The organism is Pseudomonas sp. NPDC086251 (assembly GCF_044746405.1).
GTDB lineage: Bacteria > Pseudomonadota > Gammaproteobacteria > Pseudomonadales > Pseudomonadaceae > Aquipseudomonas.
On the sequence record NZ_JBIVBY010000008.1, the window covers coordinates 96806 to 121611 of the forward strand.

Annotated in this window: 23 protein-coding genes; 17 read left to right on the top strand and 6 right to left on the bottom strand. The window is 58.9% G+C overall.

The genetic code is table 11. The features are described from left to right. Positions 1-60 precede the first annotated feature (60 nt). The 3 genes from ACIPL2_RS11975 to norR all read right to left on the bottom strand — a co-directional run bounded on the left by ACIPL2_RS11975 (position 61) and on the right by norR (position 3269). On the bottom strand, positions 61-519 hold the full coding sequence (locus ACIPL2_RS11975) for a GNAT family N-acetyltransferase (RefSeq protein WP_401356358.1): 459 nt from the start codon (positions 517-519) through the stop codon (positions 61-63). Positions 520-546: 27 nt separating this feature from the next. Next, complete coding sequence (locus ACIPL2_RS11980) at positions 547-1449, bottom strand: chemotaxis protein CheV (protein WP_401356360.1); 903 nt, start codon at positions 1447-1449, stop codon at positions 547-549. Positions 1450-1718: 269 nt separating this feature from the next. Further along, positions 1719-3269 carry a nitric oxide reductase transcriptional regulator NorR gene (norR, locus tag ACIPL2_RS11985; protein WP_401356362.1) on the bottom strand — a complete coding sequence of 517 codons (1551 nt, stop codon included), beginning with the start codon at positions 3267-3269 and terminating at the stop codon, positions 1719-1721. Positions 3270-3425: 156 nt separating this feature from the next. On the opposite strand from norR, the gene hmpA reads away from it, so the two are divergent. The 7 genes from hmpA (at position 3426) to cyoE (ending at position 11092) form a co-directional block, all read left to right on the top strand. After that, positions 3426-4607, top strand: coding sequence for an NO-inducible flavohemoprotein (hmpA, locus tag ACIPL2_RS11990; RefSeq protein WP_401356364.1), 1182 nt, complete (start codon positions 3426-3428; stop codon positions 4605-4607). Positions 4608-4897: 290 nt separating this feature from the next. After that, complete coding sequence (locus ACIPL2_RS11995; RefSeq protein WP_401356367.1) at positions 4898-5407, top strand: disulfide bond formation protein B; 510 nt, start codon at positions 4898-4900, stop codon at positions 5405-5407. 829 nt (positions 5408-6236) lie between these two features. Next, positions 6237-7181 (top strand): ubiquinol oxidase subunit II, encoded by a 945-nt coding sequence (gene cyoA, locus ACIPL2_RS12000; RefSeq protein WP_401356369.1) that lies wholly within the window; start codon positions 6237-6239, stop codon positions 7179-7181. A gap of 3 nt (positions 7182-7184) precedes the next feature. Continuing rightward, entirely contained in the window at positions 7185-9215 is a 2031-nt protein-coding gene (gene cyoB / locus ACIPL2_RS12005; RefSeq protein WP_401356372.1) for a cytochrome o ubiquinol oxidase subunit I, read from the top strand. 3 nt (positions 9216-9218) lie between these two features. Continuing rightward, entirely contained in the window at positions 9219-9845 is a 627-nt protein-coding gene (locus tag ACIPL2_RS12010) for a cytochrome o ubiquinol oxidase subunit III (RefSeq protein WP_059403334.1), read from the top strand. Continuing rightward, complete coding sequence (gene cyoD / locus ACIPL2_RS12015; RefSeq protein WP_059403335.1) at positions 9846-10193, top strand: cytochrome o ubiquinol oxidase subunit IV; 348 nt, start codon at positions 9846-9848, stop codon at positions 10191-10193. An 11-nt stretch (positions 10194-10204) separates the two neighbouring features. Then, the gene (cyoE, locus tag ACIPL2_RS12020) at positions 10205-11092 is read left to right on the top strand and encodes a heme o synthase (RefSeq protein WP_123435052.1); all 888 of its coding nucleotides are present in this window, start codon (positions 10205-10207) and stop codon (positions 11090-11092) included. 201 nt (positions 11093-11293) lie between these two features. Here the strand turns inward: cyoE and ACIPL2_RS12025 are convergent, their stop codons facing one another. Continuing rightward, positions 11294-12703: a PLP-dependent aminotransferase family protein gene (locus ACIPL2_RS12025; RefSeq protein ID WP_401356376.1), complete on the bottom strand. Its 1410-nt coding sequence runs from the start codon at positions 12701-12703 to the stop codon at positions 11294-11296. Positions 12704-12851: 148 nt separating this feature from the next. Between ACIPL2_RS12025 and ACIPL2_RS12030 the strand changes: the two genes are divergently transcribed. The 10 genes from ACIPL2_RS12030 to ACIPL2_RS12075 all read left to right on the top strand — a co-directional run bounded on the left by ACIPL2_RS12030 (position 12852) and on the right by ACIPL2_RS12075 (position 22106). Beyond that, entirely contained in the window at positions 12852-13952 is a 1101-nt protein-coding gene (locus ACIPL2_RS12030) for a hypothetical protein (RefSeq protein WP_401356379.1), read from the top strand. 40 nt (positions 13953-13992) lie between these two features. Beyond that, positions 13993-15273: a biotin carboxylase gene (locus ACIPL2_RS12035; protein ID WP_401356381.1), complete on the top strand. Its 1281-nt coding sequence runs from the start codon at positions 13993-13995 to the stop codon at positions 15271-15273. Between the two features lie 50 nt (positions 15274-15323). Next, positions 15324-15818 carry a RidA family protein gene (locus tag ACIPL2_RS12040; protein ID WP_059403340.1) on the top strand — a complete coding sequence of 165 codons (495 nt, stop codon included), beginning with the start codon at positions 15324-15326 and terminating at the stop codon, positions 15816-15818. Between the two features lie 84 nt (positions 15819-15902). Beyond that, positions 15903-16355 carry a cupin domain-containing protein gene (locus ACIPL2_RS12045; protein WP_401356384.1) on the top strand — a complete coding sequence of 151 codons (453 nt, stop codon included), beginning with the start codon at positions 15903-15905 and terminating at the stop codon, positions 16353-16355. A gap of 216 nt (positions 16356-16571) precedes the next feature. Then, positions 16572-17216 carry a glutathione transferase gene (gene yfcF / locus ACIPL2_RS12050; protein WP_401356386.1) on the top strand — a complete coding sequence of 215 codons (645 nt, stop codon included), beginning with the start codon at positions 16572-16574 and terminating at the stop codon, positions 17214-17216. A 31-nt stretch (positions 17217-17247) separates the two neighbouring features. Next, positions 17248-18588 (top strand): KamA family radical SAM protein, encoded by a 1341-nt coding sequence (locus tag ACIPL2_RS12055; protein WP_401356389.1) that lies wholly within the window; start codon positions 17248-17250, stop codon positions 18586-18588. Between the two features lie 24 nt (positions 18589-18612). After that, entirely contained in the window at positions 18613-19485 is an 873-nt protein-coding gene (locus tag ACIPL2_RS12060) for a branched-chain amino acid aminotransferase (RefSeq protein ID WP_401356391.1), read from the top strand. Between the two features lie 21 nt (positions 19486-19506). Then, positions 19507-20265 (top strand): TauD/TfdA family dioxygenase, encoded by a 759-nt coding sequence (locus tag ACIPL2_RS12065; protein WP_401356393.1) that lies wholly within the window; start codon positions 19507-19509, stop codon positions 20263-20265. 66 nt (positions 20266-20331) lie between these two features. After that, positions 20332-21291, top strand: a complete 960-nt coding sequence (locus tag ACIPL2_RS12070) for a diiron oxygenase (RefSeq protein WP_401356397.1) — start codon at positions 20332-20334, stop codon at positions 21289-21291. A 14-nt stretch (positions 21292-21305) separates the two neighbouring features. Continuing rightward, entirely contained in the window at positions 21306-22106 is an 801-nt protein-coding gene (locus ACIPL2_RS12075) for an N-acyl homoserine lactonase family protein (RefSeq protein ID WP_401356399.1), read from the top strand. A 164-nt stretch (positions 22107-22270) separates the two neighbouring features. Here ACIPL2_RS12075 and ACIPL2_RS12080 read toward each other — a convergent pair whose 3' ends face one another. After that, positions 22271-23701, bottom strand: a complete 1431-nt coding sequence (locus tag ACIPL2_RS12080) for a PLP-dependent aminotransferase family protein (protein ID WP_401356402.1) — start codon at positions 23699-23701, stop codon at positions 22271-22273. Positions 23702-23921: 220 nt separating this feature from the next. Further along, positions 23922-24626, bottom strand: a complete 705-nt coding sequence (locus ACIPL2_RS12085; protein WP_401356405.1) for a hypothetical protein — start codon at positions 24624-24626, stop codon at positions 23922-23924. Positions 24627-24806 lie beyond the last annotated feature (180 nt).

Sequence of the window (24806 nt, forward strand, 5' to 3'; positions counted from 1 at the left end):
CGAGTTGCCCGGTCGAACTCAATCTAATGTGGGAGCGGGCTTGCTCGCGAAGGCGGTGTGTCAGGCCGGAACCGGCTCCCGGCGGACCACGTACATCCCGGCACTTTCGTACAGCCGCTGTGCCCGAAGGTTGTCTTCCAGCACCTTCAAATCGACAAAACCTTCACGCCGCTGTGCAAACACGTTGAAAGCATGCAGCAGCAACGCACGGCCTAATCCCAACCCTTGAGCCCGCGAATGCACCACCAGGCTTTTAATGTAGGCGCTGGTCCAGCACTGGCACACGCCGACGATGCCGTCTGCATCCAGGGCAATGAAGCACAGGCTCGGATCGTATTCGGGGTCGGTTTCAAAACGCTGTTGCCAGACGTCCAGCGCCGGCACGCGACCGCCACCTTCCTGAAAGCCCAGTTCCATCAATCGATGAACGTCCGTTGCCAGTTCCGGGCGATATTCGCTGAGGACAATGCCCTGCGGCCAGGTGATCGCAGGCACAGCCTCAGCGAGGTTGCGCCGCATCAGAAAGCAGAAGTCCTCGGCCACCCCTCAATGACCTTGTTCAGCGACCGCCCTGGCCGCTTCGATCAAACACTTGGTCAGCTCCGGCGAGGAGAACTTGGTCAGCACCGCATTCGCCCCGGCAAGCCGCGCCTTTTCGCTGTTCATCGCGCTGTCCAGCGAGGTGTGCAGCAACACGTAGAGGTGCGAGAAGTCCGGGGTTTCGCGCAGGGTGCGGGTGAAGGCGTAGCCGTCCATCTCGGACATTTCGATGTCCGAGACAATCAGGTTGATCTGCTGGGCAGTGCCTTGCAGGTCCAGCAGGCAGTCAATCGCTTCCTTGGCGCTACGGGCGGTGTGGCATTGCAGACCGAGATTGCGCAGGGTGTGCACCGATTGTTGCAGGGCCACCTGGCTGTCATCGACCACCAGAATCCGCGCGCTGCCGAGGACTTCGGCGTCTTCCATGCTCAGTTCGGTCGGGGCCATTTCGATCTGCGCCGGGGCGATGCCGTGGATGACTTTTTCGATGTCCAGCACCTGCACCAGCGTGCCGTCGACCGACGTCACCCCGGTGATATACGAGCGCACGCCGCCAGAGCCAAAGGGTGGCGGACGAATGTCAGTGGTCAGGCAATGGACGATCTTGCTCACCGCCTGAACATGCAGGCCCTGCTTGGAGCGGCTGACGTCGGTGACGATCAGGCAACCGCCGTTCGGGTCTTCCAGCGGTCGCTCGCCAATGGCGCGACTCAGGTCGATCACCGACAGCGACGCGCCGCGCAAGGTGGCGATGCCTTTGACGTGCGGGTGCGACTCCGGCAGTTTGGTCAGCGGCGGGCAGGGGATGATTTCACTGACTTTCAGCAGGTTGATCGCCATCAGCTTGCCGCTGCGCAAGGTAAACAGCAGAAGCGAAAGTGAGTCTGCGCGGGCTTTGTTGGAGGACATAAAAACCTTCTGTAGAAAAAGGTGATGGGCGACCGCGAGGATCGCCAACAGCTATCGATGCCGGGTTATCGACTTGTCGGGGGCAGGCTTTAGGCCGATTCCCCGGTATTGCCGACCAACGCGACCCTGTGTAGCAGCTGCCGAAGGCTGCGTTCGAGGACGCAGTCCTCGCTAAACCATTCACCGCGCTGTATCTGTTGCACCGCGTGCCCGGGATTTACGACTGCTTCGCAGCCGGACGCAGCCTTCGGCAGCTGCTACACGGGGCGTTATTTCATGCCTAACCGTTTGGCCATCCGCCCGAGGTTCGCCCGATCCAGGCCCAGTTCACGGGCGGCACTCGCCCAGTTATCGTGGTGCCGTTCCAGGCACGCGCTGATCAGTTGCCGCTGATAATTCTCGGTGGCTTCACGCAAATCTCCCGCCACCAACGGTATCGGCGCAGCGCTTGATTGCTCGGTGGCGACTTCAAGGCTGCCATTGGGCAAGTCCAGGTCTGCCGCACTCAAACTGAGGATTTTCGGTCGTTCCTTGCAGTTGCCCAACGCTTTCAGGGCGCTGCGGCCAATCAAGTGTTCCAGTTCGCGCACATTGCCCGGCCAGTCATACGCCAGCAATGCCGCTTGGGCATCGCTGTTCAGGCGCAGGCTGTTGAGGCCCATGCGCGAGCGATTCTGCTCCAGGAAATAGCCGCTGAGCAGCAGCACATCGCGCCCACGATCACGCAATGCCGGCACCAGCAACGGGTAAACGCTCAGGCGATGATAGAAGTCGGCGCGGTAGCGACCGCTGCGCACTTCTTCGGCCAGGTCGCGGTTGGTCGCCGCGATCAGGCGCACGTCGACCTGATGTTCCTTATCTGAACCCAGTCGCTGCAACTGACCGCTTTGCAGCACGCGCAGCAATTTGGCCTGCACCGTCAGCGACAGTTCACCCACCTCATCGAGAAACAGCGTGCCGCCATTCGCCAGTTCAAACTTGCCGCGCCGATCATTCATCGCCCCGGTGAAGGCGCCGCGGACATGGCCGAACAATTCGCTTTCCACCAGTGTGTCGGGCAGTGCGGCGCAGTTGAGGCTGATGATCGGTTTGTCGGCTCGGGGCGAGGCGGCATGAATGGCCTGCGCCACCAGTTCCTTGCCGACGCCGGTTTCGCCGGTGATCAGCACGGTGAGGTCGCTACCGCCGACCAGATTGATCTCTTCGACCAGCCGTTTATGGGCCTTGCTCTGGCCGATCATCTCGCGGTTCTGTTGGCCGCTGGCCTGACGGTAAACCTCGGCGCGCTGGTGTTCGTCTTCGGCGCGGTTAGCCAGGCGTTCGATGCGCTCGGCGGCGTTGACCGTGGCCGCAGCGAGGCTGGCGAAGGCTTGCAGGGCGTCCAGTTCGATCGGCTCGAAGCGTTCCGGATCGAGTGCGTCGAGCGTCACCAAGCCCCACGGACGCTCATCGATAAACAACGGGCAACCCATGCAGTCGTGGACTTCCAGGTGATCGTCGAGGCCGTCGATCAACCCGTCGTAAGGGTCGGGCAAGTCGCTGTCGGCGGCGAAGCGGGTCGGGCCGGGACTGCTGAGCAAGGCTTCAAAGCGTGGGTGTTCGCTGACCTTGAAACGTCGGCCCAGGGTGTCGGTGCTCAACCCGTCGACGGCCAGCGGCACCAGCCATTCGCCATCGAGGCGCAGCAGGGCGGCCGCATCGCAAGGGAGCAGGGCGCGCATGGCTTCGAGCAGCCGTCGATAGCGCTCGCCTTCGGGCAGTTCGCGGGACAGGTCCGAGACCAGGGGCAGCAGGGCGGTCAGCAAGGATTTTGCAGTCATAGTGACTCCATGTAGTCGGTATGACTATAAAGCAGTCTTGGTCGATATGACTATAGAGTTATTAAGCTATTGATTTATAAGAATTTAATTATTGGCACGAAAACTGATAAGCATGGGGCAGTCATTTGGTAATCCAAGAAGCTCAGGAGTCACTCTATGCTTAGCGTTCAAGACCGTGCAATCGTCAAATCCACCGTGCCGTTGCTGGAAAGCGGTGGCGAAGCGTTGATCACTCACTTCTACCGCATGATGCTCTCCGAATACCCGGAAGTCCGCCCGCTGTTCAACCAGGCTCACCAGGCCAGCGGTGATCAGCCGCGTGCGTTGGCCAACGGCGTCTTGATGTACGCGCGGCACATCGACCAGCTCGACCAGTTGGGCGATCTGGTGGCGAAGATCATCAACAAGCACGTGGCTTTGCAAATCCTGCCGGAGCACTACCCGATCGTCGGCACCTGCTTGCTGCGAGCCATCTCCGAAGTGCTGGGCGACGAGATCGCCACCCCTGAAGTGATGAGCGCCTGGGGCGCGGCATACGGTCAATTGGCCGAGATCCTGATCGGTGCCGAAACCAGCATCTACGACCAGAAGGAACAGGCACCGGGCGGCTGGCGTGGCGCGCGGGACTTCATCGTCGCGGCCAAGGTGGAAGAAAGCGCGGAAATCACTTCGTTCTACTTCGAACCGGCTGACAAAGGCCCGATTCTGGCGGCAGAGCCAGGCCAGTACATCGGCATGAAACTGATCCTCGATGGCGAAGAGATTCGTCGCAACTATTCGTTGTCGGCCTTGGCGAACAAGGGCCAGTACCGCATCAGCGTCAAACGTGAAGCCGGTGGCCGCGCCTCCAATCACCTGCACGATCAACTGCACGTCGGTTCGAGCATCCAGCTGTTCCCGCCCTCGGGCGAGTTCATCCTGACCGCCAGCGACAAGCCGTTGGTGCTGATCAGCGGCGGCGTCGGCATTACCCCGACCCTGGCGATGCTCGAAGCGGCGCTGGCCACCGAGCGGCCGGTGCACTTTATTCACTGCGCACGTAACGGCAGCGTCCATGCCTTCCGCGACTGGATTGACGGATTGGCCGAGCGTCACCCGCAACTCAAGCGCTTCTATTGCTACGCCGAGGATGACGGCGTGAGCCCGGCGGCAGACAAAGTTGGCCTGTTGAGTCAGGAGCAGCTCGGCGAATGGTTGCCGCAGCAGCGTGACCTGGACGCTTATTTCCTCGGGCCTAAAGGTTTCATGGCAGCGATCAAGCGTCACCTCAAGGCGTTGGGTGTGCCGGAGAAGCAAAGTCGTTATGAGTTCTTCGGGCCGGCTTCGGCGCTGGAGTAAACGGTTGCGGCGACTTGGGGGACCGAGTCGTCTGCTTCGCGAGCAAGCCCGCTCCCACATTGGATCTGCGTCGTAAGCATAACTTAGGTACGACGCGGTCAAGTGTGGGAGCGGGCTTGCTCGCGAATGGCCGCACCTCGGTTTCAATTTACAAAAACCCGCAAAAGTTAATCCCTCCTTAACCGGTCTGTCGTCTATTCCCCCCGACATCCCCCAACACGCACCGGGCTCTCAAAGGTCCGAGCCTGCGTGTAGACTTGCGGGCAATCGATATTCAGAAGGGAAACGCGATGAGCGAGGAAACGATGCGGTTGGGACGTGAGCGGCGCTATCTGGTGCTGCTGGGCATCATCTGCCTGGCGCTGATCGGCGGCGCGCTGTACATGCAAATTGTCTTGGGCGAGGCACCGTGCCCGTTGTGCATCCTGCAGCGCTACGCATTGCTGCTGATCGCGATCTTCGCCTTCATCGGCGCCGCGATGCGCACGCGTCGCAGCATCACGGTGTTTGAAACCCTGGTGGTGATCTGCGCCCTGGCGGGCGTCGGGGTGGCCGGGCATCACGTCTTTACCCAGTTCTATCCGGCGGTCAGCTGCGGCATCGATGTGCTGCAACCGATTGTCGACGGTCTGCCGCTGGCGAAGATCTTCCCGCTGGGGTTCCAGGTCGACGGTTTCTGCTCCACGCCGTATCCGCCGATCCTCGGCCTGTCGCTCGCCCAATGGGCGCTGATTGCCTTTGTATTGATCGTGGTGCTGGTGCCGCTGCTCATTTCGCGTAATCGAAAAGCGCTGCGCTGAGGTCGTCCGCCCCCTCGTTACGTAACGCAAAAAAAACGCCCCGGTCCTCATTCAGAGGGCCAGGGCGTTTTGCATTTCGGTGGTCGGCAAAATGACCTTGATGCGTGACAAGTTCGGGTGCGGCACATGTGCGACATGTTGTCACAGCGCGAGTGTCGCAGGGCATTTCAAGATGCCTGATTGGTGTACGGCTTTGCAACAGAATGGGCGTTTTTTAACAGCAGGCGATGTCAGACCGGAAAAGCCGTAACAGGCAGTTTTAACAAGTCTTGGCGAATGGCCGGAGCCCTTGTCATGTAGGGGCTTGAGCGAGGTCGGAGGACGGTTCAGAGCCTTCGATACTGTCTGAACTGCGTGTGGTAGACCTACTATTTTTGGTGTTTTTGTTGAGAATTAATTTCGATAACATGCCGGACTTTTGCAGAAACCGTTAATGATTGTTGCTGGAATGGATAAAAATTATTTCGGGATGAGACATGGTTTATGAATCGCTACGTATCTACAATCGCCACCACTGAATTCCCGGCGCTGCTCACCTGTACTCAGGTGCTTGAGCAGTAATAGGGCGTCGAGAGGCCGGATGGCTTCATGCGACTCCCAGGTGTCGGTGCCTTCCCATTTTCCGCACCAAATGGAATTGGTCTGTAACAAGGCCTTTGACCACGAATTCGAATAAGAACTCAACGCTGCCCCAGGATTTGTCGAACAGCGTCTGACGCGCGACGGGCAGCCACTTATTCAATCCAAGAAAAATGCCAACCCTTGGCAGGGTGAAGTGTTGGCGATCAAAACCCAACTGCATTGCGCAAGCTGCTTTAGAGGTCGTGAGATGAGTAAAAACAGGTACCCCAGACTACTAGGCTTATTGCCGCTGCTCGGCACACTGTTGCTGTCAGGCTGCAACATGACCTTGCTCAATCCCACGGGCCAGGTTGGCCTGGAGCAGCGAAACCTGATCATCACCGCAACGTTGCTGATGCTGTTGGTCGTGGTCCCGGTCATCGTCATGACCTTCCTGTTCGCCTGGAAATACCGCGCGTCCAACACCAGCGCGACCTACACCCCGAAATGGAACCACTCCACCAAGATTGAAATCGCGGTGTGGACCGTTCCGATCCTGATCATCATTGCCCTGGGTTACATCACCTACAAGTCGACCCACGAACTGGACCCGTACCGTCCGCTGGAATCCGACGTCAAGCCGATCACCATTGAAGTGGTCGCGCTGGACTGGAAGTGGGTGTTCATCTATCCGGAGCAGGGCATCGCCACCGTCAACAAGATCGTGTTCCCGACGAATACGCCGGTCAACTTCAAGGTGACGTCGGACTCCGTGATGAACTCGTTCTTCATCCCGGGCCTGGGCGGCCAGATCTACGCGATGGCCGGCATGCAGACCAAGCTGCACCTGATTGCCAACCGTGACGCTGAAATGGAAGGCATCTCCGCCAACTACAGCGGCGCGGGTTTCACCGGTATGAAATTCAAAGCGATCTCAACGTCTCAGGAAAATTTTGACGCCTGGGTCAGTGAAGTCAAAAAGGCACCTAAACAGCTTGAACAAGCTGAATACGCAGCCCTTTCCAAGCCAAGCCAGAACAACCCAGTCGAGCTCTACTCCTCGGTCACGCCAAACCTGTTCCAGATCATCGTCGACAAGTACGAAGGCATGAAACCGGGTCCGAAAGTGAACCACGAGAAGAAAGAGAAGGAAGTGGCCGCCACGCAAGGGATGGACATGAACGCGCATTCAGCTGCCGGGGCAGAGGAGTAAACGATGTTTGGTAAATTAAGTTGGGAAGCGGTCCCGTTCCACGAACCGATCGTGATGATAACCATCGCCATGATCGCGCTCGGTGGTCTGGCGCTGTTCGCAGGCATCACCTACTTCAAGAAGTGGACCTACCTGTGGACCGAGTGGCTGACCTCCGTCGACCACAAGAAAATCGGCGTGATGTACATCATCGTCGCCATGGTCATGCTGCTGCGCGGTTTTGCCGACGCCATCATGATGCGTACCCAGTTGGCCAAGGCCACCGAGGGTACGCCAGGCTACATGCCGCCTGAACACTATGACCAGATCTTCACCGCTCACGGTGTGATCATGATCATCTTCATGGCGATGCCATTCTTCACCGGCCTGATGAACCTTGCAGTGCCGCTGCAGATCGGCGCGCGTGACGTTGCCTACCCGTTCCTGAACTCCCTGAGCTTCTGGCTGCTGGTTTCCGGCGTAGTGCTGATCAACCTGTCCCTGGGCGTTGGCGAGTTCGCCAAGACCGGTTGGGTTGCCTATCCGCCGCTGTCGGGCCTGCAATACAGCCCTGGCGTGGGGATGGATTACTACATCTGGGCGCTACAGCTATCCGGGTTAGGTACGACGCTGACGGGGGTCAACTTCCTGGCCACCGTGCTGAAAATGCGTACCCCTGGCATGAAGCTGATGGACATGCCGATCTTCACCTGGACCTGCACCTGGGCCAACGTCCTGATCGTGGCTTCGTTCCCGATCCTGACCGCTACCCTGGCACTGCTGACGCTTGACCGTTACATGGATTTCCACATTTTCACCAATGAACTTGGTGGCAATCCAATGATGTACGTCAACCTGTTCTGGGCTTGGGGTCACCCCGAGGTTTACATCCTGATTCTGCCGGCGTTCGGTATCTTCTCCGAAGTCATCTCGACGTTCTCGGGCAAGAAACTGTTCGGCCACCACTCGATGATCTACGCATCGGGCGCGATCTCGATCCTGGGCTTCATGGTCTGGCTGCACCATTTCTTCACCATGGGTTCGGGTGCCAACGTCAACGCCTTCTTCGGTCTGGCGACGATGCTGATTTCGATCCCGACGGGGGTGAAGCTATTCAACTGGCTGTTCACCATCTACCAGGGCCGTCTGCGTTTCACCAGCCAGGTTCTCTGGACCCTGGGCTTCATGGTGACCTTCGCCATCGGCGGCATGACCGGCGTACTGCTGGCCATCCCGGGTGCTGACTTCGTCCTGCACAACAGCCTGTTCGTGATCGCTCACTTCCACAACGAGATCATCGGCGGCGCGGTATTCGGCTACATCGCAGGCTTCGGCTTCTACTTCCCGAAAGCGTTCGGCTTCAAGCTGCACGAAGGTTGGGGTAAAGCAGCGTTCTGGTTCTGGATCACCGGCTTCTTCGTCGCGTTCATGCCGCTCTATGTACTGGGCTTCATGGGCATGACCCGTCGTCTGAACAGCTCCACCAACCCTGAGTGGGTGCCGTACCTGTACGTGGCACTGTTCGGTGCGGTACTGATCGCCTGCGGTATTGCTTGCCAGCTGATCCAGCTCTACGTCAGCGTGCGTGATCGCAACAAGCCAGAAAACATGTGCGAACACGGCGACCCGTGGAATGCCCACACCCTGGAATGGTCGACCTCTTCGCCACCGCCGTTCTACAACTTTGCCGTGCTGCCAAAAGCAGAAAGCATCGACCCGTTCACCGAGGCCAAGGAAAACGGTACCGCGTACCAGGCTCCGACTCGCTACGAGCCGATCCACATGCCAAACAACACCGCCACCGGTGTGGTCATGGGCGCTCTGCTGACCGTGTTCGGTTTCGCGATGATCTGGCACATCTGGTGGTTGGCCATCGTCGGTCTGGCGGGCACCGTGATCTATTTCGCGATCCACGCTGCACGTGATGACCAAGGCTACATGGTGCCGGTCGAGACAATCGAACGCATCGAAGCCGAGCAGCACAAGCGTCTGGTAGCGGCCGGGAAAATTCCAGCCACCGCCACCCGTGTTGAAACCTCGTTGGAACAGGCTTAAACCATGTCGAACTTAGTGACCAATGCTGGACACACCCATGTCGATGGACATGGGCACGATGACCATCACCACGACTCGGGCGAGATGACCGTATTCGGTTTCTGGCTCTACCTGATGACCGACTGCATTTTGTTTGCGTCGATCTTCGCGGTGTACGCGGTACTGGTTAACAACGTAGCGGGTGGCCCGTCGGGCCACGACATCTTCGAGCTGCCATACGTGCTGGGCGAAACCGCTCTGCTGTTGTTCAGCTCGATCACCTACGGCTTCGCCATGCTGGCGTTGTTCAAAGGCAAGAAGACTCAAGTGCTGGGCTGGCTGGCGATGACCTTCCTGTTCGGTGCCGGCTTCATCGGCATGGAGATCAACGAGTTCCACATGCTGATCTCCGAGGGCTACGGCCCTAGCCGCAGCGGCTTCCTGTCCGGGTTCTTCACCCTGGTCGGCACCCACGGTCTGCACGTGACCAGCGGTCTGATCTGGATGGCGATCATGATGTACCAGGTGCAGAAAAACGGCCTGACGGCGACCAACAAGACCCGTCTGAGCTGCCTGAGCCTGTTCTGGCACTTCCTGGACGTCGTGTGGATCTGCGTATTCACCGTTGTTTATCTGATGGGGACTATGTAAATGGCTAACTCAGCTCATTCCCACGCTGGCCACGATGACCACGACGCCAGCCACGGCAGCGTCAAGTCCTACGCCATCGGCTTCATCCTGTCGGTGATCCTGACCGTCATTCCTTTCGGCCTGGTGATGTACCCATCGCTGCCGAAAGCCATGACCCTGTGGATCGTACTGGCCTTCGCAGTAATCCAGGTGCTCGTTCACCTGGTGTACTTCCTCCACCTGGACCGCTCCGCTGCCCAGCGTAACAACGTGATCGCGTTTGTCTTCGCAGCATTGGTGATCGTTCTGTTGGTAGGCCTGTCGCTGTGGATCATGTTCAGCATCCACACCAACATGATGGCGCACTGAGGAAAGTCCGAATGTCCTTTAAGCACTTTATCCAAATCACCAAACCGGGGATCATTTTCGGTAACGTGCTTTCTGTGGCGGGCGGATTTTTCCTGGCCTCGAAAGGGCATGTCGATCTGGCCATCTTCCTGGCGGCGATGATCGGCACCTCCCTGGTCGTGGCCTCCGGTTGCGTGTTCAACAACTGCATCGACCGCGACATCGACCTGAAGATGGAACGCACCAAGAACCGGGTGTTGGTCCAGGGCTTGATCTCCCTGAAACTGGCCCTGGCCTTTGCGACCGTCCTGGGTGTGGCCGGCGTGGCGTTGTTGTACAAGGTGGCGAACCCGTTGGCCGCGCTGTTTGCGGTGATTGGCTTCGTCATCTACGTCGGTTTCTACAGCCTGTACCTCAAGCGCAAGTCGGTTCACGGCACGCTGGTGGGCAGTCTGTCGGGGGCGATGCCGCCGGTGATCGGCTACGTTGCCGTCACCAACAGCTTCGACATGGCCGCGCTGACGTTGCTGGTGATGTTCAGCCTGTGGCAGATGCCGCATTCCTACGCCATCGCGATCTTCCGCTTCAACGATTACCTGGCCGCCTCGATTCCGGTGCTGCCGGTGAAGCGCGGGATTCAAGTGGCGAAGAAGCACATCCTGATCTACATCCTGGCCTTCCTCGTGGCGACCTTGATGCTGACCTTCAGCGGTTACGCCGGCATGAGCTACCTCGCCGTCGCCGCCGCCATGGGCATGTACTGGTTGTACATGGCCTGGACCGGCTACAAGGCAGTGGATGACACGGTCTGGGCACGCAAGCTGTTCGTGTTCTCGATCTTCACCATCACTGCGTTGAGCGTCATGATGTCGCTGGACTTCAAGGTACCGAGCGAGCTGTTGCTGACTTACGCGCCTTAAGCGTCAAACGCAGAAAAACCCCGCCATCGAGAGATGCGCGGGGTTTTTTATTGGGGATTTTCTGCTGGACCGAGTCGCCGCCTTCGCGAGCAAGCCCGCTCCCACATTAGTTTGGCGTCGATCACAAAAGTGCTGGCAACGCCGATCAAATGTGGGAGCGGGCTTGCTCGCGAAAGCCGCACCGCGGTGTATCAGGATAACTCAGCTATCGAGCAACCGGAAAAACCGCTCCCGCACTTGCAGATTATCGCTATGGGCAACGTTGAAACGCAGGAATTGGCTCGCGTTCGGCGCTTTGCTGAGCAGGGTGCCGGGGGCCAGTACAAGGTCGATGTCCAGGCCTTTTCTCGCCAGCGTTTCGGCATGCAGCCCTTCGGGCAAACGCGTCCAGAGGAACAAGCCTTCATGCGGCAGCGACGACACTGAGCAACCGGCCTCCTGCAGCCAGCTCGACACCCGACTGCTCGACTCGTAAAGCCGGTCCACGGTGCGTCGGGTATGTTTGGCGTAGCTGCCATCACTGAGCATCGTGCAGATGATTTGCTCCGCCAATTCCGAGGTCATGCCGCCACAGGTCATTTTCAGCACGACCATCCGCGCCGCCAGTTGCGGTGACAGTACCGCGTAGCTGACGCGGCTGTTGGCGGTCAGGGTTTTGGAAAAACCGGAGACGTAAGTGACATTGTCCAGCCCGCCTGCGGCCAGGCGCGGCGTCCTTCGTTGCTGCATGTCGCAGTACAAATCGTCTTCGAGGATGTGGAAACCATAACGGTGACTCAACTCCAGCAGGCGATAGACCTGCGCCGGGGAGAACGAGTGCCCGGTCGGGTTGTGCAGGGCGTTGTTGGTCATGTAGAGAACAGGACGATGGGCGATCAGCAGTTGCTCGAAAGCCTCCAGGTCCATGCCGTCACAATCGCGCGCGATGGTGATGACCTTCGCGCCGTGCAACGCCAGGTTGGCGTGCATGGTGAAGTAGCACGGGTCGTCGAGCAGCACCGTGTCGCCGGGTTTGACCAGCAGGCGCATCAGCATGTCGATGGCCTGCACGGTGTTGGCCGTGGTGATGATCTGGTCCACCGGCACTTCGATGCCCAAGGTCGACAGCTTGACCCGCAACGCCTCGCGCAGCGGCAGGTAACCACCGGCAACGCCGTACTCGCCCATGCGCAGGGAAGTGGCGCGCAGGGTGCCGCGCACGGCTTTGAGCAATTCGTCCGCCGGCAGCCACGAGGATGGCAGAAAACCGGCACCCGGGCGCAACGAACCATTGTCTTGCAACACCGCGCGGCGAACCACGCTGAGGGTGTCTTGTGGTTGCAGGTCGGGGCCGGCATCGGTTTGGGTCGCGGCGCTGGAGCGGTGCACAAAATGCCCCGAGCCCTGGCGTGAAACCACCAGGCCCTTGGCTCGCAAGCGGTCCAGGGCATCGACCACCGTGGACTTGCCCACGTTCATCAAGTCGGAGAGTTCGCGAATCGGCGGCAGCCGGGAGCCGTGGGGCAGGCCGCCCTGGTTGATCGCCACGGTCAGCTGATCGACGATTTGCTGGACCAGTGGCACGCCGGGCTGGAACTCGATGGCGGCGATCACTGCACGTTGAACCTGCATTTTACTGGTCTCTCCGGCAGTAAAGTTCGTTCGATTCTATACGAACTTGCTCTGATCAGAACAAGTGTCGCTCTCTACTATCACCTTACAGACTTTCTTCATTGTCGGTGCACGTAGCCCCGCAATCGCTTGGTTTCAGAGGTGTTGCATGAGTGTCGAAACAACGGTCGCCATCGCCAAACCGGTGATCAACATCCGCCTGTTCACGATCCGGATCATCACGGCCGTGTCGCTGTTCGCGGTGTTGGGCAAGGCCAACGTCTGGCTCGACACGGCCACCAACAGCATCCTGGCCATCGGCTATCGGGCCTTGCTGTTGCTGTTGCCGCTGACATTGCTGGTGCTGGGCCGCCGTTCCCTGAGCGTCACGCTGCTCTGTGCCGCCCTCGGTCTGGTGCTGCTCGCGGTCACGAGCAATCAAGGCGTGGTGATGTTTGCCGCCGCGTTGTTTGCCTATGGCATCGCCATCGCCGGTTATCTGATCAAAAGCGAAGCCGCGCAAACCAAAGAGGGCGCCGCCTACAACCGTGTCGCGATGAACATGGGCAGCCTGCTGGCGGGGCTGATCCTGCTTTCGCCGCTGTTAACGCCAACGATGTTTTTCCTTGGCGCCGCGAGTTTTGTCCTGCTGTGCCTGCCCATTGCCATGGGGGCAACGTTTACCACCGAATCGGTGGTTGCCCGCCCGGCGACCCAGGACGGCAGCGGCTGGCGCAACAAACTGCCGTGGGTGATCGCGGGCGTCATCATGGGCATCAAGCTGTTCGGCGTGTTCTCGATCCTGCCTCAAGCCATCCTTCTCGAAACCGGTGAGTTGCCGGCCTGGTATGGCTTGATGCTGATCCTCAACAGCGCCGTGGTGGTGTTCGCGCAGGTGCCGGTGATGAAACTCATCGAACGCACCGGGCGCTTCAAGGTGGTCGCGGTGATCGGGATCATCATCGGCGGCTTCGCGGTGCTCTCGTCGCCGGCCGCGTTCCACGTCGAAACCCTCGCCGGCGCGCTGATCTGGGTGGCGCTGTTGTCCATCGCCGAATGCGCGTTCAGCTACCTCGATTACTTCTCCGTCAAACAAAACAACATGTTCGTCAAGGAAGTCTCCCTCGGCGTGGGTGCCGGGCTCACAGTGCTGCTGATGCGCGTGGTGCCGCCGCCGTACAACGCACTGGTGCTGGCCGCCATCGGCGCCGGCGGGATTCTGGCCTGGTACTGGCTCAACCGAAAATCCAATGCGTCACTGCACGACTAAGTCAGCGTTTCCGTTATTTTCTTCACAGGTCGGGTGCTTCATGAATACGACATCTTGCGTAGTGGTGGTCGGGTACAACGGCAATCGGGTTCACGATATCCAGAAGTTGCGCGACCTCTGCAGAAAACTCTATAACGCCCGACTGATCCTGCTGGTCGAGAAAATCCAAGCCGATGACGATCAGGTGGCCGATCACGTTTGCAGCACCTCATTGGCACCGGAAGACGTAGCCAGCTCTCTCGAACTGGTGGCGGGCTGCCTGAATGCCGACAGCTGGAAGCTGATCGGCGTGCTGCCGTTCTCCGACCGCGGTGTGCTGCTCGGCGCGGCGCTGGCCACCCACTACGGCTTGCCCGGCATCACCCCAAGTGAAGCGCGAGCGGGCCTGGACAAGCAGATTTTCCGCAAACTGGAAGCGGCCGCCAAGACGTCGCCAGACGATTACCGTCCGGTGTTTTCCGCGCGCATCGAGAGCGTCGCCGAGCTGCGCAAAAAGGTCGTCGAACTGGGCGGCAAAGCATTCATCAAGCCGGCCTGCGAAGGTGCGAGCAGAGGCTGCCGGGTCATCCATCATCCGTCCGAATGTGACGAGGTCTGGCAGGCGCTCAAGCCGTATCGCGAAGGCGGCATCGTCCTCGAAGAGTTGATCCAGAACGCCCGGGAGTACAGCTGGGATTACGTTGCCGGCAGCACCTGGGTCACCGAAAAAACCACCACCGAAGGCGCCTACCGCGCGGAGATCCAGCAAATCGTGCCGGCACCGCTGGCCGCCGACGCACAGGTTCGACTGGCGGCGGCTGGTCGACACATGTCGGGCCTGGTTTCGCTGGATAACGGCGCCTATCACAACGAGATCTTCCTGCGCCGTGACGGCCTGACCTCGGCGGTGGAAACCAACATGCGTCCCGGCGGCATGCACATCTGGGACCTCGCGCGCCTTGCATTCGTCGACTTCGATCCATGGGAACGCTGGGTCAGATGGGCGGTGGAGGGCACGACCGACGCTCACGACCCCGTCGCTCGCGGCTATTGCGGCATTCGCCTGCTCCGGGCACCGGCCGGCGGTCTGTTGCGCTACGTGCCGGACATCGAGTCCCTGGCCCAGGAACTGAACATCGAACTGGTGGAAGCGGTATACGCCAAGCGCCTCAGTGACTCGGTCACGGCGCTGGTGCAAGACAACACTTCGTTCATCGGCCACATCGTGTTGTTCAGCGAGGACTACGCACAGCTCAGCGACAACCTGCTGCGATTGGCCGAGGCGATCGAATCACGCGTCGAGGTCACCTGCCTGGTATCGGCCTCAAGAGCCGTGGGCTGAGCCTGCGGGATCAATGATTTTTTGCAGTATTGATTGAGAGGGTTTGGTAAATGATTGAGCGCATGAGTTGTGATGAACGTTTCATCACCCTGGCAAAAGAACTCGACTACGACATCTACGGCGAGAACACCGCCGGCGGGCATTACGCCCCGCTGGTCCGGCATCACGATGAGCTGTACATCAGCGGAATGGTGCCACGCATGAATGGCAAAATTCAGTACCCCGGCCGAGTGGGGCTGGAACTCAGCCTGGCGGATGCCCAGGCGGCCGCCAGTATCAGCGCGATGCGTGCGCTGGCGCTGATTGTCGATGCCATCGGTTCACTGGATAAAATCAAGTCATTGATCCGGGTAACGGTGTATGTGAAATCCACGGCGGACTTTGTTGATCTCAGTGAAGTGGCCAATGGCGCGTCAGATGTATTCAGCCATGTGCTGGGAGATGCCGGGAAACATACCCGGACGACCATCGGGGTTTATCAACTTCCGAAAAATGCGGCTGTTGAAGTGGACATGATTGCGGCACTGCGTCCGTCGGCGTTATGAGTTAAAGGTATTCGACTTTACAGTGTTTAAGAGTTGGCCTAAGGTTCGGTCACTAAAGTCGACTAGATAAGTTGGTGCGCGCGGATGAATAACGTTCAAGGTGGGTTTTTTTCATACAACGACTTTCGTCAGAGTTTGCACCAGCCATCGGTCAGTGCACGGGTGTGGAAGGGCGGAGAACTGACAGACATGCGTCAGCGCCTTGAGGCCAGTGAAATCGATATTGTCGCGCTGGCCCACGACAACAGCATCGAAGGGTGCAAGTTGACACCCGGGATGGCGGTGTCGATGCAATGGTTGAAACCGGGCGCGGTGCTCAATGGCCATGCTCATGCGTGGTGGCACCTGTTCATCATTCAGTCCGGCAGCGGCGCGTTAAGCCTGGGCGATGCCGATGAAGTCAGCGTCAGCCCCGGCGATGTGTTGCTGGTGCCTGCCTGGACCCACCACGGCTTTGTCAACACCAGCGCCACTGAACCGCTGGCCATGTTGAACATGAGCAACATGCCGCAAATGGCGCAGCTCTCCAATTCCTGATCCGCCCGCCCACTCTAATTTTCCTTCCGTTGCACACCAGGGAGTCCGCGTTCGCTGACTCCCTTTTTGTTTTTTTGTCGCCCCTCCGAAACCCGCCTTTTTCGAATGTCTGTATCGATAGAAACAGATAATTTCTGTATCTGTTCAGCGCTTGAGCAACTTACTACGATCACTTCCATGCAACGGATTAATGTGGTTAAAGCAAGGAACCGATCTATGGAAAGTACGAAGCTTAAACTCTATGTGGGTGTGGATTTTGTCAGTGCATTTGCCATGTCGGCATTTGTGGCACTCAAGGAAAAGCAACTTCCGTTTGACTTGGCGACGGTCGACTTAAAGAGTCGTGAGAACTATCTAAGGCCTTATCAGACTTTATCGTTAACCTGCAAAATCCCGACGTTAGTTCACGGAAGTTTTGCGGTGTCGGAATCTTCGGCCATCTCCGAATACCTGGATGAACTCTCTCCCGGCCATAAAAAACTATACCCGCTGGACATCAAACAGCGCGCCCGTGCCCGTCAACTCCAGGCCTGGCTGCGCAGTGATCTGCTGGTTATTCGCAAAGAGCGCCCGGCGGACCTCATCTACTTCGGCAAGAAAGACAACCCGCTGTCCGACGAGGCTTTGGCCGCCGTCGACCGCTTGTTCTTCGTCGCCGATCGATTGCTGGAAGGAGGCGCTGAACACCTGTTTGGTGACTGGAGCATTGCCGACACCGACCTGGCAATCATGCTCAACCGGCTGGTCGCCAATGGCGATCACGTTCCCGCCCGACTCGCCGCGTATGTCCAGCGGCAGTGGGATCGCGACAGCGTTCGGGCATGGATGGATATAGAGCGAGTAACGCCCGCCATCCAGTAAGAACGGCCCAGCCATTATCAGGAGCGCTGCCATGCAGGGAATGTCGGAGCACGAAAGATACAAACCCTTTAACTCACGCACCATTCGCGACACGCCGTACTGGCAGAAATTGACGCCAGCGTTGCAGGAAGCCATGACGGTGGTGGCCCGGGTCATGCCGTTTCGTACCAACGAATACGTCCTGGGTACGCTGATCGACTGGAACAACATCCCCGACGATCCGATTTTTCGCATGACCTTTCCCCACAAGGACATGTTGCTGCCGGACGAGTACACGTCGCTCAAGCAGCTGATCGAGCAGGATGATGCGGTCGCCATCAAACGTCGGATCGAGGCGATCTGGCTGCGCATGAACCCGCATCCGGCCGGGCAACTGACGCACAACAGCGTGATGCACAACGGCAAAGTCCTGTCGGGCATTCAGCACAAGTACCGCGAAACCGTGCTGTTTTTCCCCGGTGCCGGTCAGACGTGTCACGCCTACTGCACCTTCTGTTTCCGCTGGGCGCAGTTCATCGGCGAGGAAGAACTCAAGTTCAACGCCCGTGAATCCCAGGAACTGGTGAGTTATTTGCGCGAGCACACTGAAGTCACCGATGTGCTGATTACCGGTGGCGATCCGCTGATCATGAACACTCGCTCGTTGGCGGGGTACATCGAGCCGTTGCTGGAACTGAGCCACCTGAAGAGCATCCGCATCGGCACCAAATCCGTGGCGTATTGGCCGCAGCGGTTTGTCAGCGACAAGGACGCGCCCGAACTGCTCGAGCTGTTTAAACGGATCGTCGCCGTAGGGAAAAATCTCTCGATCATGGGGCACTACAACCACCCGGTAGAGCTTCACCAGGACATCGCCCGCCAGGCCGTCGAACGCATTCGTTCGACCGGAGCGACCTTGCGCATGCAGGCGCCGGTGATTCGGCACATCAACGAAAACCCCGCCGATTGGGCCGCGCTCTGGACCGAAGGCGTGCGACTGGGGGCGATCCCTTATTACATGTTCGTCGAGCGCGACACCGGCCCCAGCCACTATTTCGCAATGCCGTTGGCCCGGGCGTTCGAGATTTTCCAGGCGGCGTATCGCACGGTGTCCGGGCTGGCGCGTACGGTTCGCGGGCCGTCCATGAGCACCTTCTACGGCAAGGTGTTGATCAATGGCATCGAAACCATCGCGGGGGAAAAAGTCTTCGTGCTGCAGTTCCTTCAGGCGCGCAATCCACAGTGGGTGCTGCGCACGTTCTGTGCGCGCTTCGATCCACAGGCGACCTGGTTTGATGAGTTGCGACCGGCGTTCGGCGAGCGCTCGTTCTTCTTTCAGACCGAAGCTGTGGCGGCACCCGAATTGATACCGGTCCTGCTCGAAACGGCGTAGGACGATTCATCAGGAGATAGGGATATGAGTGGCATCCCGTTTGATCAACGCGAAGGATTGATCTGGCTCGACGGCGAGTTTGTCGAGTGGTCCCAGGCGCGGCTGCACGTGCTGACCCACGGCCTGCATTACGCAAGCACGGTGTATGAGGGGGAGCGCGTCTACAACGGCAAGATCTTCAAGTTGCGCGAACACAGCGAGCGGTTATATCGCTCGGCGCAGTTGATGGACTTTGCCATTCCCTATGCGCTCGCCGAACTGGAAGCGGCGAGCCATGAACTGCTCAAGCGCAACAACGTGGTCGACGGTTATCTGCGGCCGGTGGCCTGGCGCGGCAGTGAAATGATTTCCACCTCGGCGCGCTTCAATCGCGTTCATCTGGCGATTGCCTGCTGGCAATGGCCGAGTTACTTCGACCCGGCGGCGCGCATGGCGGGCATACGGTTGAAGACCGCCGCTTGGCGTCGTCCGCCACCGAGTTGCAGCCCCTTCGAGGCCAAGGCGTCCGGGCACTACCAAATCGCCACGCTGAGCAAGCACGACGCGGAAAACCACGGCTATCACGATGCCTTGATGCTCGACTGGCGCGGCCATGTGGCCGAAGCCACTAGCGCCAACGTGTTCTTCGTCAAAGACCGGACGCTGCACACGCCGCTGCCGGAGTGTTTCCTCAACGGCATTACCCGTCAGACCGTCATCGACCTGGCCAAGGCACTGGATTATCAAGTGATCGAAAGAACCATTCTTCCCACAGAGCTTGGCGATTTCGACGAGTGTTTTCTGACGGGCACCGCCGCCGAAATCACACCCGTGCAAAGCATCGATGAACAGCCGTATCGACCGGGCACTGCCTGCAGCGAATTCATTGCCGCCTACACCTCAACCGTAAACGCCTGATCAACCGCCAGGAATACCACCATGACCGATCAAGGGATTGCTGCGTCTGCACCTTACGTTTCACTGGGCCACCGTCATGAAGAACTGTCGGCGCGAGGCTGGACGGTGCTGACGCCCGACGAATTCGCCGATGATGTTGTAGGCACGCTGGAGGAGTTCGGTCCGATCATTCCGCAATTCAATGGGCAAATGGCGTTCGCCATTACCCGTAAGCCGGGGTACGAAGACTTGCCGTATTCCCAGAGCATGAATGGCATCGGCCCGCACACCGAAGCGCCGGTGTATGGACCGCCGCCGCGCTATCTGGCGTTGCATTGTCACCAACAGGCGACCTGCGGTGGCGGGCATACGGGGCTGGTCGACGGCCTTGAGTTTCTGGGTTTTCTCGAACACACCGATCCTGAATTGCGCGAGTGGATCAACGACACGCCTGTCGAGTTCGTCGCCACCGCCAAACCGGGCGAAGCCGCGCAGCGTCGGGTCAAGGAATACATCCTGACGCCTACAGAGGCCGGGGATATTTTCCGCTTCAGCTACAACCAGTTTCACTACGGCGACGTGAATCCTTCCAAGGAGGACCTGCTTCACTCGCAGGTCGCCAATAACTCATCGCCCCTGGCCAGGTTCGCGGTGCTGGGCGAGGCCTATTTCGTTGAGCACAACACCCCGGTGCTGATTCCCGACGGGTGCATGCTGATTTGGGACAACTGGCGAATGATTCATGCGCGCAGTCGTTACACTGACCCGGCGCGAAACCTGACCCGCTACTGGCTGGCCTGAATCATCCGTCGCCCAACATTCCATCGGCGTACCCCTCGGGGGTACGCGTCCTACAGGTATCGCGTCATGCAAACTGCAATCGAGATCGCCACAGTCGATCATCAACTGGTGATACGCCTGAATCAGGCGTGGACCAAACGGGCTACGGTCTGTTCACCGGACCGGGCCAGCGTCAGTGAAGCGTTCGACCCGACACGCCCGGATTATCCGGAGTGCATGGTGCCGTTTTTCCATCACCCGAAATTCCAGGCGCTGAGCGATGAACTCAAGAGCACCGTGGTGACCTGGGGCTGGATCGGCTACAACCTGCGCACAGTGACAGCGGAAGAACACGTGGTAAACCCGGCGCTCAGCGTCATTGCCAATCAATACCTGGGCAAGGACGACTGGCATTTTCGCGAGGCGATGCAGCAGACCTTGATCGACGAGCACTACCACACGCTCATGCACCTGCGGGCCGTCGAACGGACCAAAGTGGAGCGGGCGCTCGATCAGGATCTGGACTTGCCGCCATCGGTGACTTACCTGCGCCTGGTCGCACTGCGCGAACAACTGTCGGAACAATGGCAACGTGACCTGGCGGCGATCACCTTTGCGGTGGTCGCCGAGATCAGCGTCAACGCCTATCTCGACCTGCTCGCCGACGACCAGAGCATTCAACCGCAAAACCGCCGCGTGGCCGATCTGCACAACCGTGACGAATATGCCCACAGCAAGATCCTCGCCGAGGTGGCGAAGGTCATGTACGTGAACATGCAGCCGACCCAACGGGAATTTTTCGCACGCACCTTGTCGGTGGCGCTGAGTGCTTTTGTCGCTCAGGACTACTCGATGTGGGAGGCGATTCTGACGCAGCTGGGGGTCGAGGACGCCGCGCTGATCATCGCCGACACCCGGGAGAGCAACAAGAACGCGACGATCATGCGTGACTACAGTGGCCTGCATCGTCTGGCGCAGGACCTGGGCATCAGCGACCAGATCGATTTCGACTTCCGTCCGACCCTCAAAGCCACCGCCGCAGCCTGAGTCAGGAGGTGAATATGTCCGTTCCTGTGTATGAAGTGTTCGCCATCCGTGTCGGCGCCAACGCTCAGCGCACCGCCAGGGAGAATTTTCTCTACGACGCCTGCTGTGGTGATCCGAATGCGTCGATGCCGCTGGATTACTACTTCTGGGTCATCCGTAACGATCAGCATGTGGTGGTGGTCGACACCTGTTTTCAACCGGCCACGGCAGATCGGCGCAACCGTCAGATGTACCGCCTGCCGGAACAATCCCTACGTCAACTGGACATCAATCCGGCGCAGGTTGAGACCTTGATCCTGACCCATTTGCACTGGGATCACGCGGGCAACCTCGGGCTGTTTCCGAAGGCGACGGTGCATTTGCAGGAGGCAGAATTACGTTTCTGCACCGGACCGAAAATGGCCCATCGCACGGTGAACAAAACCTACGAAGTCGACGACGTGATGTCGGCGCTGCCGCCGCTATTCGAAGGGCGCATGCGTTTGCACACCGGTACTGTCGAGGTGATTCCAGGCGTGACACTGCACCCGGTGGGCGGACATACACCCGGTAGCCAGGTGGTGCGGGTCAATACCGGGCGCGGGTGGATTGTTCTGGCGTCGGATGCGGCGCATTTGTGGGCGAACATCCGTCAGCGCAGTCCGTTTCCGATCCTGGATGATCTGGCGCAGACACTGGAAGCGTTCAGCCTGATCGACAGCCTGGCCGACAGTGAAGACCATGTGATCCCCGGACACGACCCGCTGATTGCCGAACGCTTCCCGCATTGGAACGACGACCCGCACATCATCTGCCTGCACCAAACCCCAATCTAAACCCAACACACAACACCCAACCCCAATCTAAAACCCAACCCCAAACCCCAATCTAAAATCCAACCCCAAACCCTGTAGGAGCGAGGCTTGCCCGCGAAGCTTTTAGCGTCAGTGAGGACGCCTTCGCGGGCAAGCCTCGCTCCTACAGGGGATTGGGGTGTGCATCAGTTTTGATTTTTGAGTAGTTGGCCGACGGTCGCCAGGGCTTCATCGATTCGCGGTGAGTACGGCGCGCCGCAGCCGATGCGCACGCAGTGGCTGAAACGCTTGGTGTTGGAAAAGATATCCCCAGGTGAAATCTGGATGCCGACTTTCAACGCCTCATGAAACAGCGCCATGGACGAATGGTGACGTGGCAGTTCCACCCACAGCAACGTTCCGCCTTGAGGTTGGGTCACCCGGGTGCCTTCGGGAAAATATCGAATGATTGAGGCACTCATCTGCTCGCGTTGTTGCGTGAGGATTTTCCTCAATCGGCGTAGGTAACGATCGTAGGACGGTGTCCTCATGAACGCACTGACCGCCAGTTGCGACAACGCTTCGCATCCCCGGGACTGCGTGTGTTTGAGCATTTCCACGCGATCGTGCCATTTCCCTGCGCTGATCCAGCCCAAACGCATGCCTGGCGCCAGGGTTTTGTTCAGCGATGCGCAATAAATCACAGAGTCGGTACGGTCCCAGTGTTTGAGCGTGGACAACGGTTGCTCGGTATCCACCAGGTCACCGTAGGAATCGTCTTCGATCAGCACGGTGTTGTGCTCGGCGCACAGTTGCACCAATCGTGCTTTGTTGGCGTCGGGCATGATGCTGCCCAGCGGATTTTGCAGGTTGGGGATGACAATCAGCGCGTGAACCCGTTCGGAGCTTTGCAGCAGTTGTTCGAGGGCAAACAGATTGATTCCCGCGTGCGCCGTCGCCGGGACTTCCAGCACCCGCAGGTTAAGACTCTCGAGAATTTGTAGCAGACCAAAAAAGGTCGGTGACTCCACCGCCACGGTGTCGCCGGGTTGGGTGACCGCGCGCAAGGCCAGGTTGATCGCTTCGGTCGCACCGTTGGTGATCACTATCCGCTCCGCTGTCAGGTTGGCTTTGGCGGTCAGCGCCCGTCGGGCAAGGATGTGGCGCAGCGCGCTGTTGCCACAGGTCGAACCGGCCGCGCCGAGCAAATGCGTGTCGTGCCGCAGTGCCTTGATCATGTGGTCCTGCAGGGTCTTCAATGGATAGAGCTCCGGCGCGCAGTAAGCACTGGCTAAATTGACCCTGATCGCCGCGCGTTGACTGGTCTTGAGTACCGATGACACTTGTGGGTGAATGCCGGCGTACACGCCCATGTCCAGTGGCGGGGGAGGTGCGAACGTGATGGGTTTGGCCAATTTGTCGGGCTGGCGAATGTAGTTGCCGGAGCGCGGTCGGGCTTCCAGCACGCCACAGTCTTCAAGCTCCCGGCAAACCTGCACCGCGGTCGACAGGCTGACCGCATGTTTTTCCATCATCAGTCGAATGGAAGGAAACCGTTCACCGGTTTTCAAGGTGCCGCTGCGGATGGCGTCGAGGTAATGATTGGCTAACTGACGGTAGAGGGGAGGTGTGTGCATGGTGACCTCAGCAATCGCACCACCGAGGTCTTGGGCTGGAAAGTGAGTTGACGATCCCTGCAAGCGGACCCGTGATGCTGAAGGGTTAGGGAAAGTGTTTTTCTGCTGTTGATACTGGAAGAGTAATCGTGGTTTTTGTGGAGACGCAGGCAATAAAAAGCCCCGCTCTAGGGCGGGGCTCTTGGGTCAGTGGCGCTGGACGCGCCGCTGGGAGGGCGAGTTACTGCGCGGCGATGCTGTAGCCGTCAAATGCAGTTTGCTGCTGAAGTGCGGTGATGATGTTCTTGCGGTTAACCGCTTGTTCGGTCCCGGCATTGTCCAGGAACGTTTCGCTTTCCAGTTCTGCTTCTTCGCCTTCGCCGACGAAGGAGAAGCCCAGGAATTCCAGCGCTTCACGGTCAACGTTCAGTCGCGAACGCGGGGTGCGCAGCGGCAGTGTGACGCTGATGCCGTCTTTGCTGATGGTGAACACTTCGACATCTTTCTTGGCGCGAGCCGCTTTGCTTTTGCCGCTGCTCGGGCTGCTGAGGGCCTGGTGTGTCTGGTTCAGCACTTTCAGCGCCAGACCGTAGACGATTTCCTGAAACGCCGGGTCGTCCTTGAAACTGGAGAGAATGCGGCTGATCGGGAATTTGCTGCTCAGGTCTTCCAGGGCCGCAATGTCGGCAGCCTCGGCGTCCTTGAGTTGCTTGAGTTCGCCCATCAGTTCGTAGGCTTTATCGTCGTCGAAGCTGTCGTGAGCCTGGCGAATCGCGGTGCGCAGCTCGCGAATCTGGTCACTTTCACGGGTGGACTGGAAAGCGTCCAGAACCATCTCGGCGATGGTCTTGGCCTGGGGCACGTGCTGTGAAAGATTGATGGAGTTTTCGTATTCCGCTTTGGACGACAAGGTGACTACGGATTCAGCGGTATTGGAATCGGACATTGAAATTTCACTACTTCTTTTAACTTGGATTGAGGCGAGAAAGCACAGGGCCTTTTCAGGCCGTCTAATCTATTGGACCGCGGCGGCGTTGTCACGGCCCAACAGGCCAACGGGCAAAAGATCGACCTCAATCCTCTGTAGGAGCGAGCTTGCTCCGGGCGGCGTTCCGACGAAGATCGT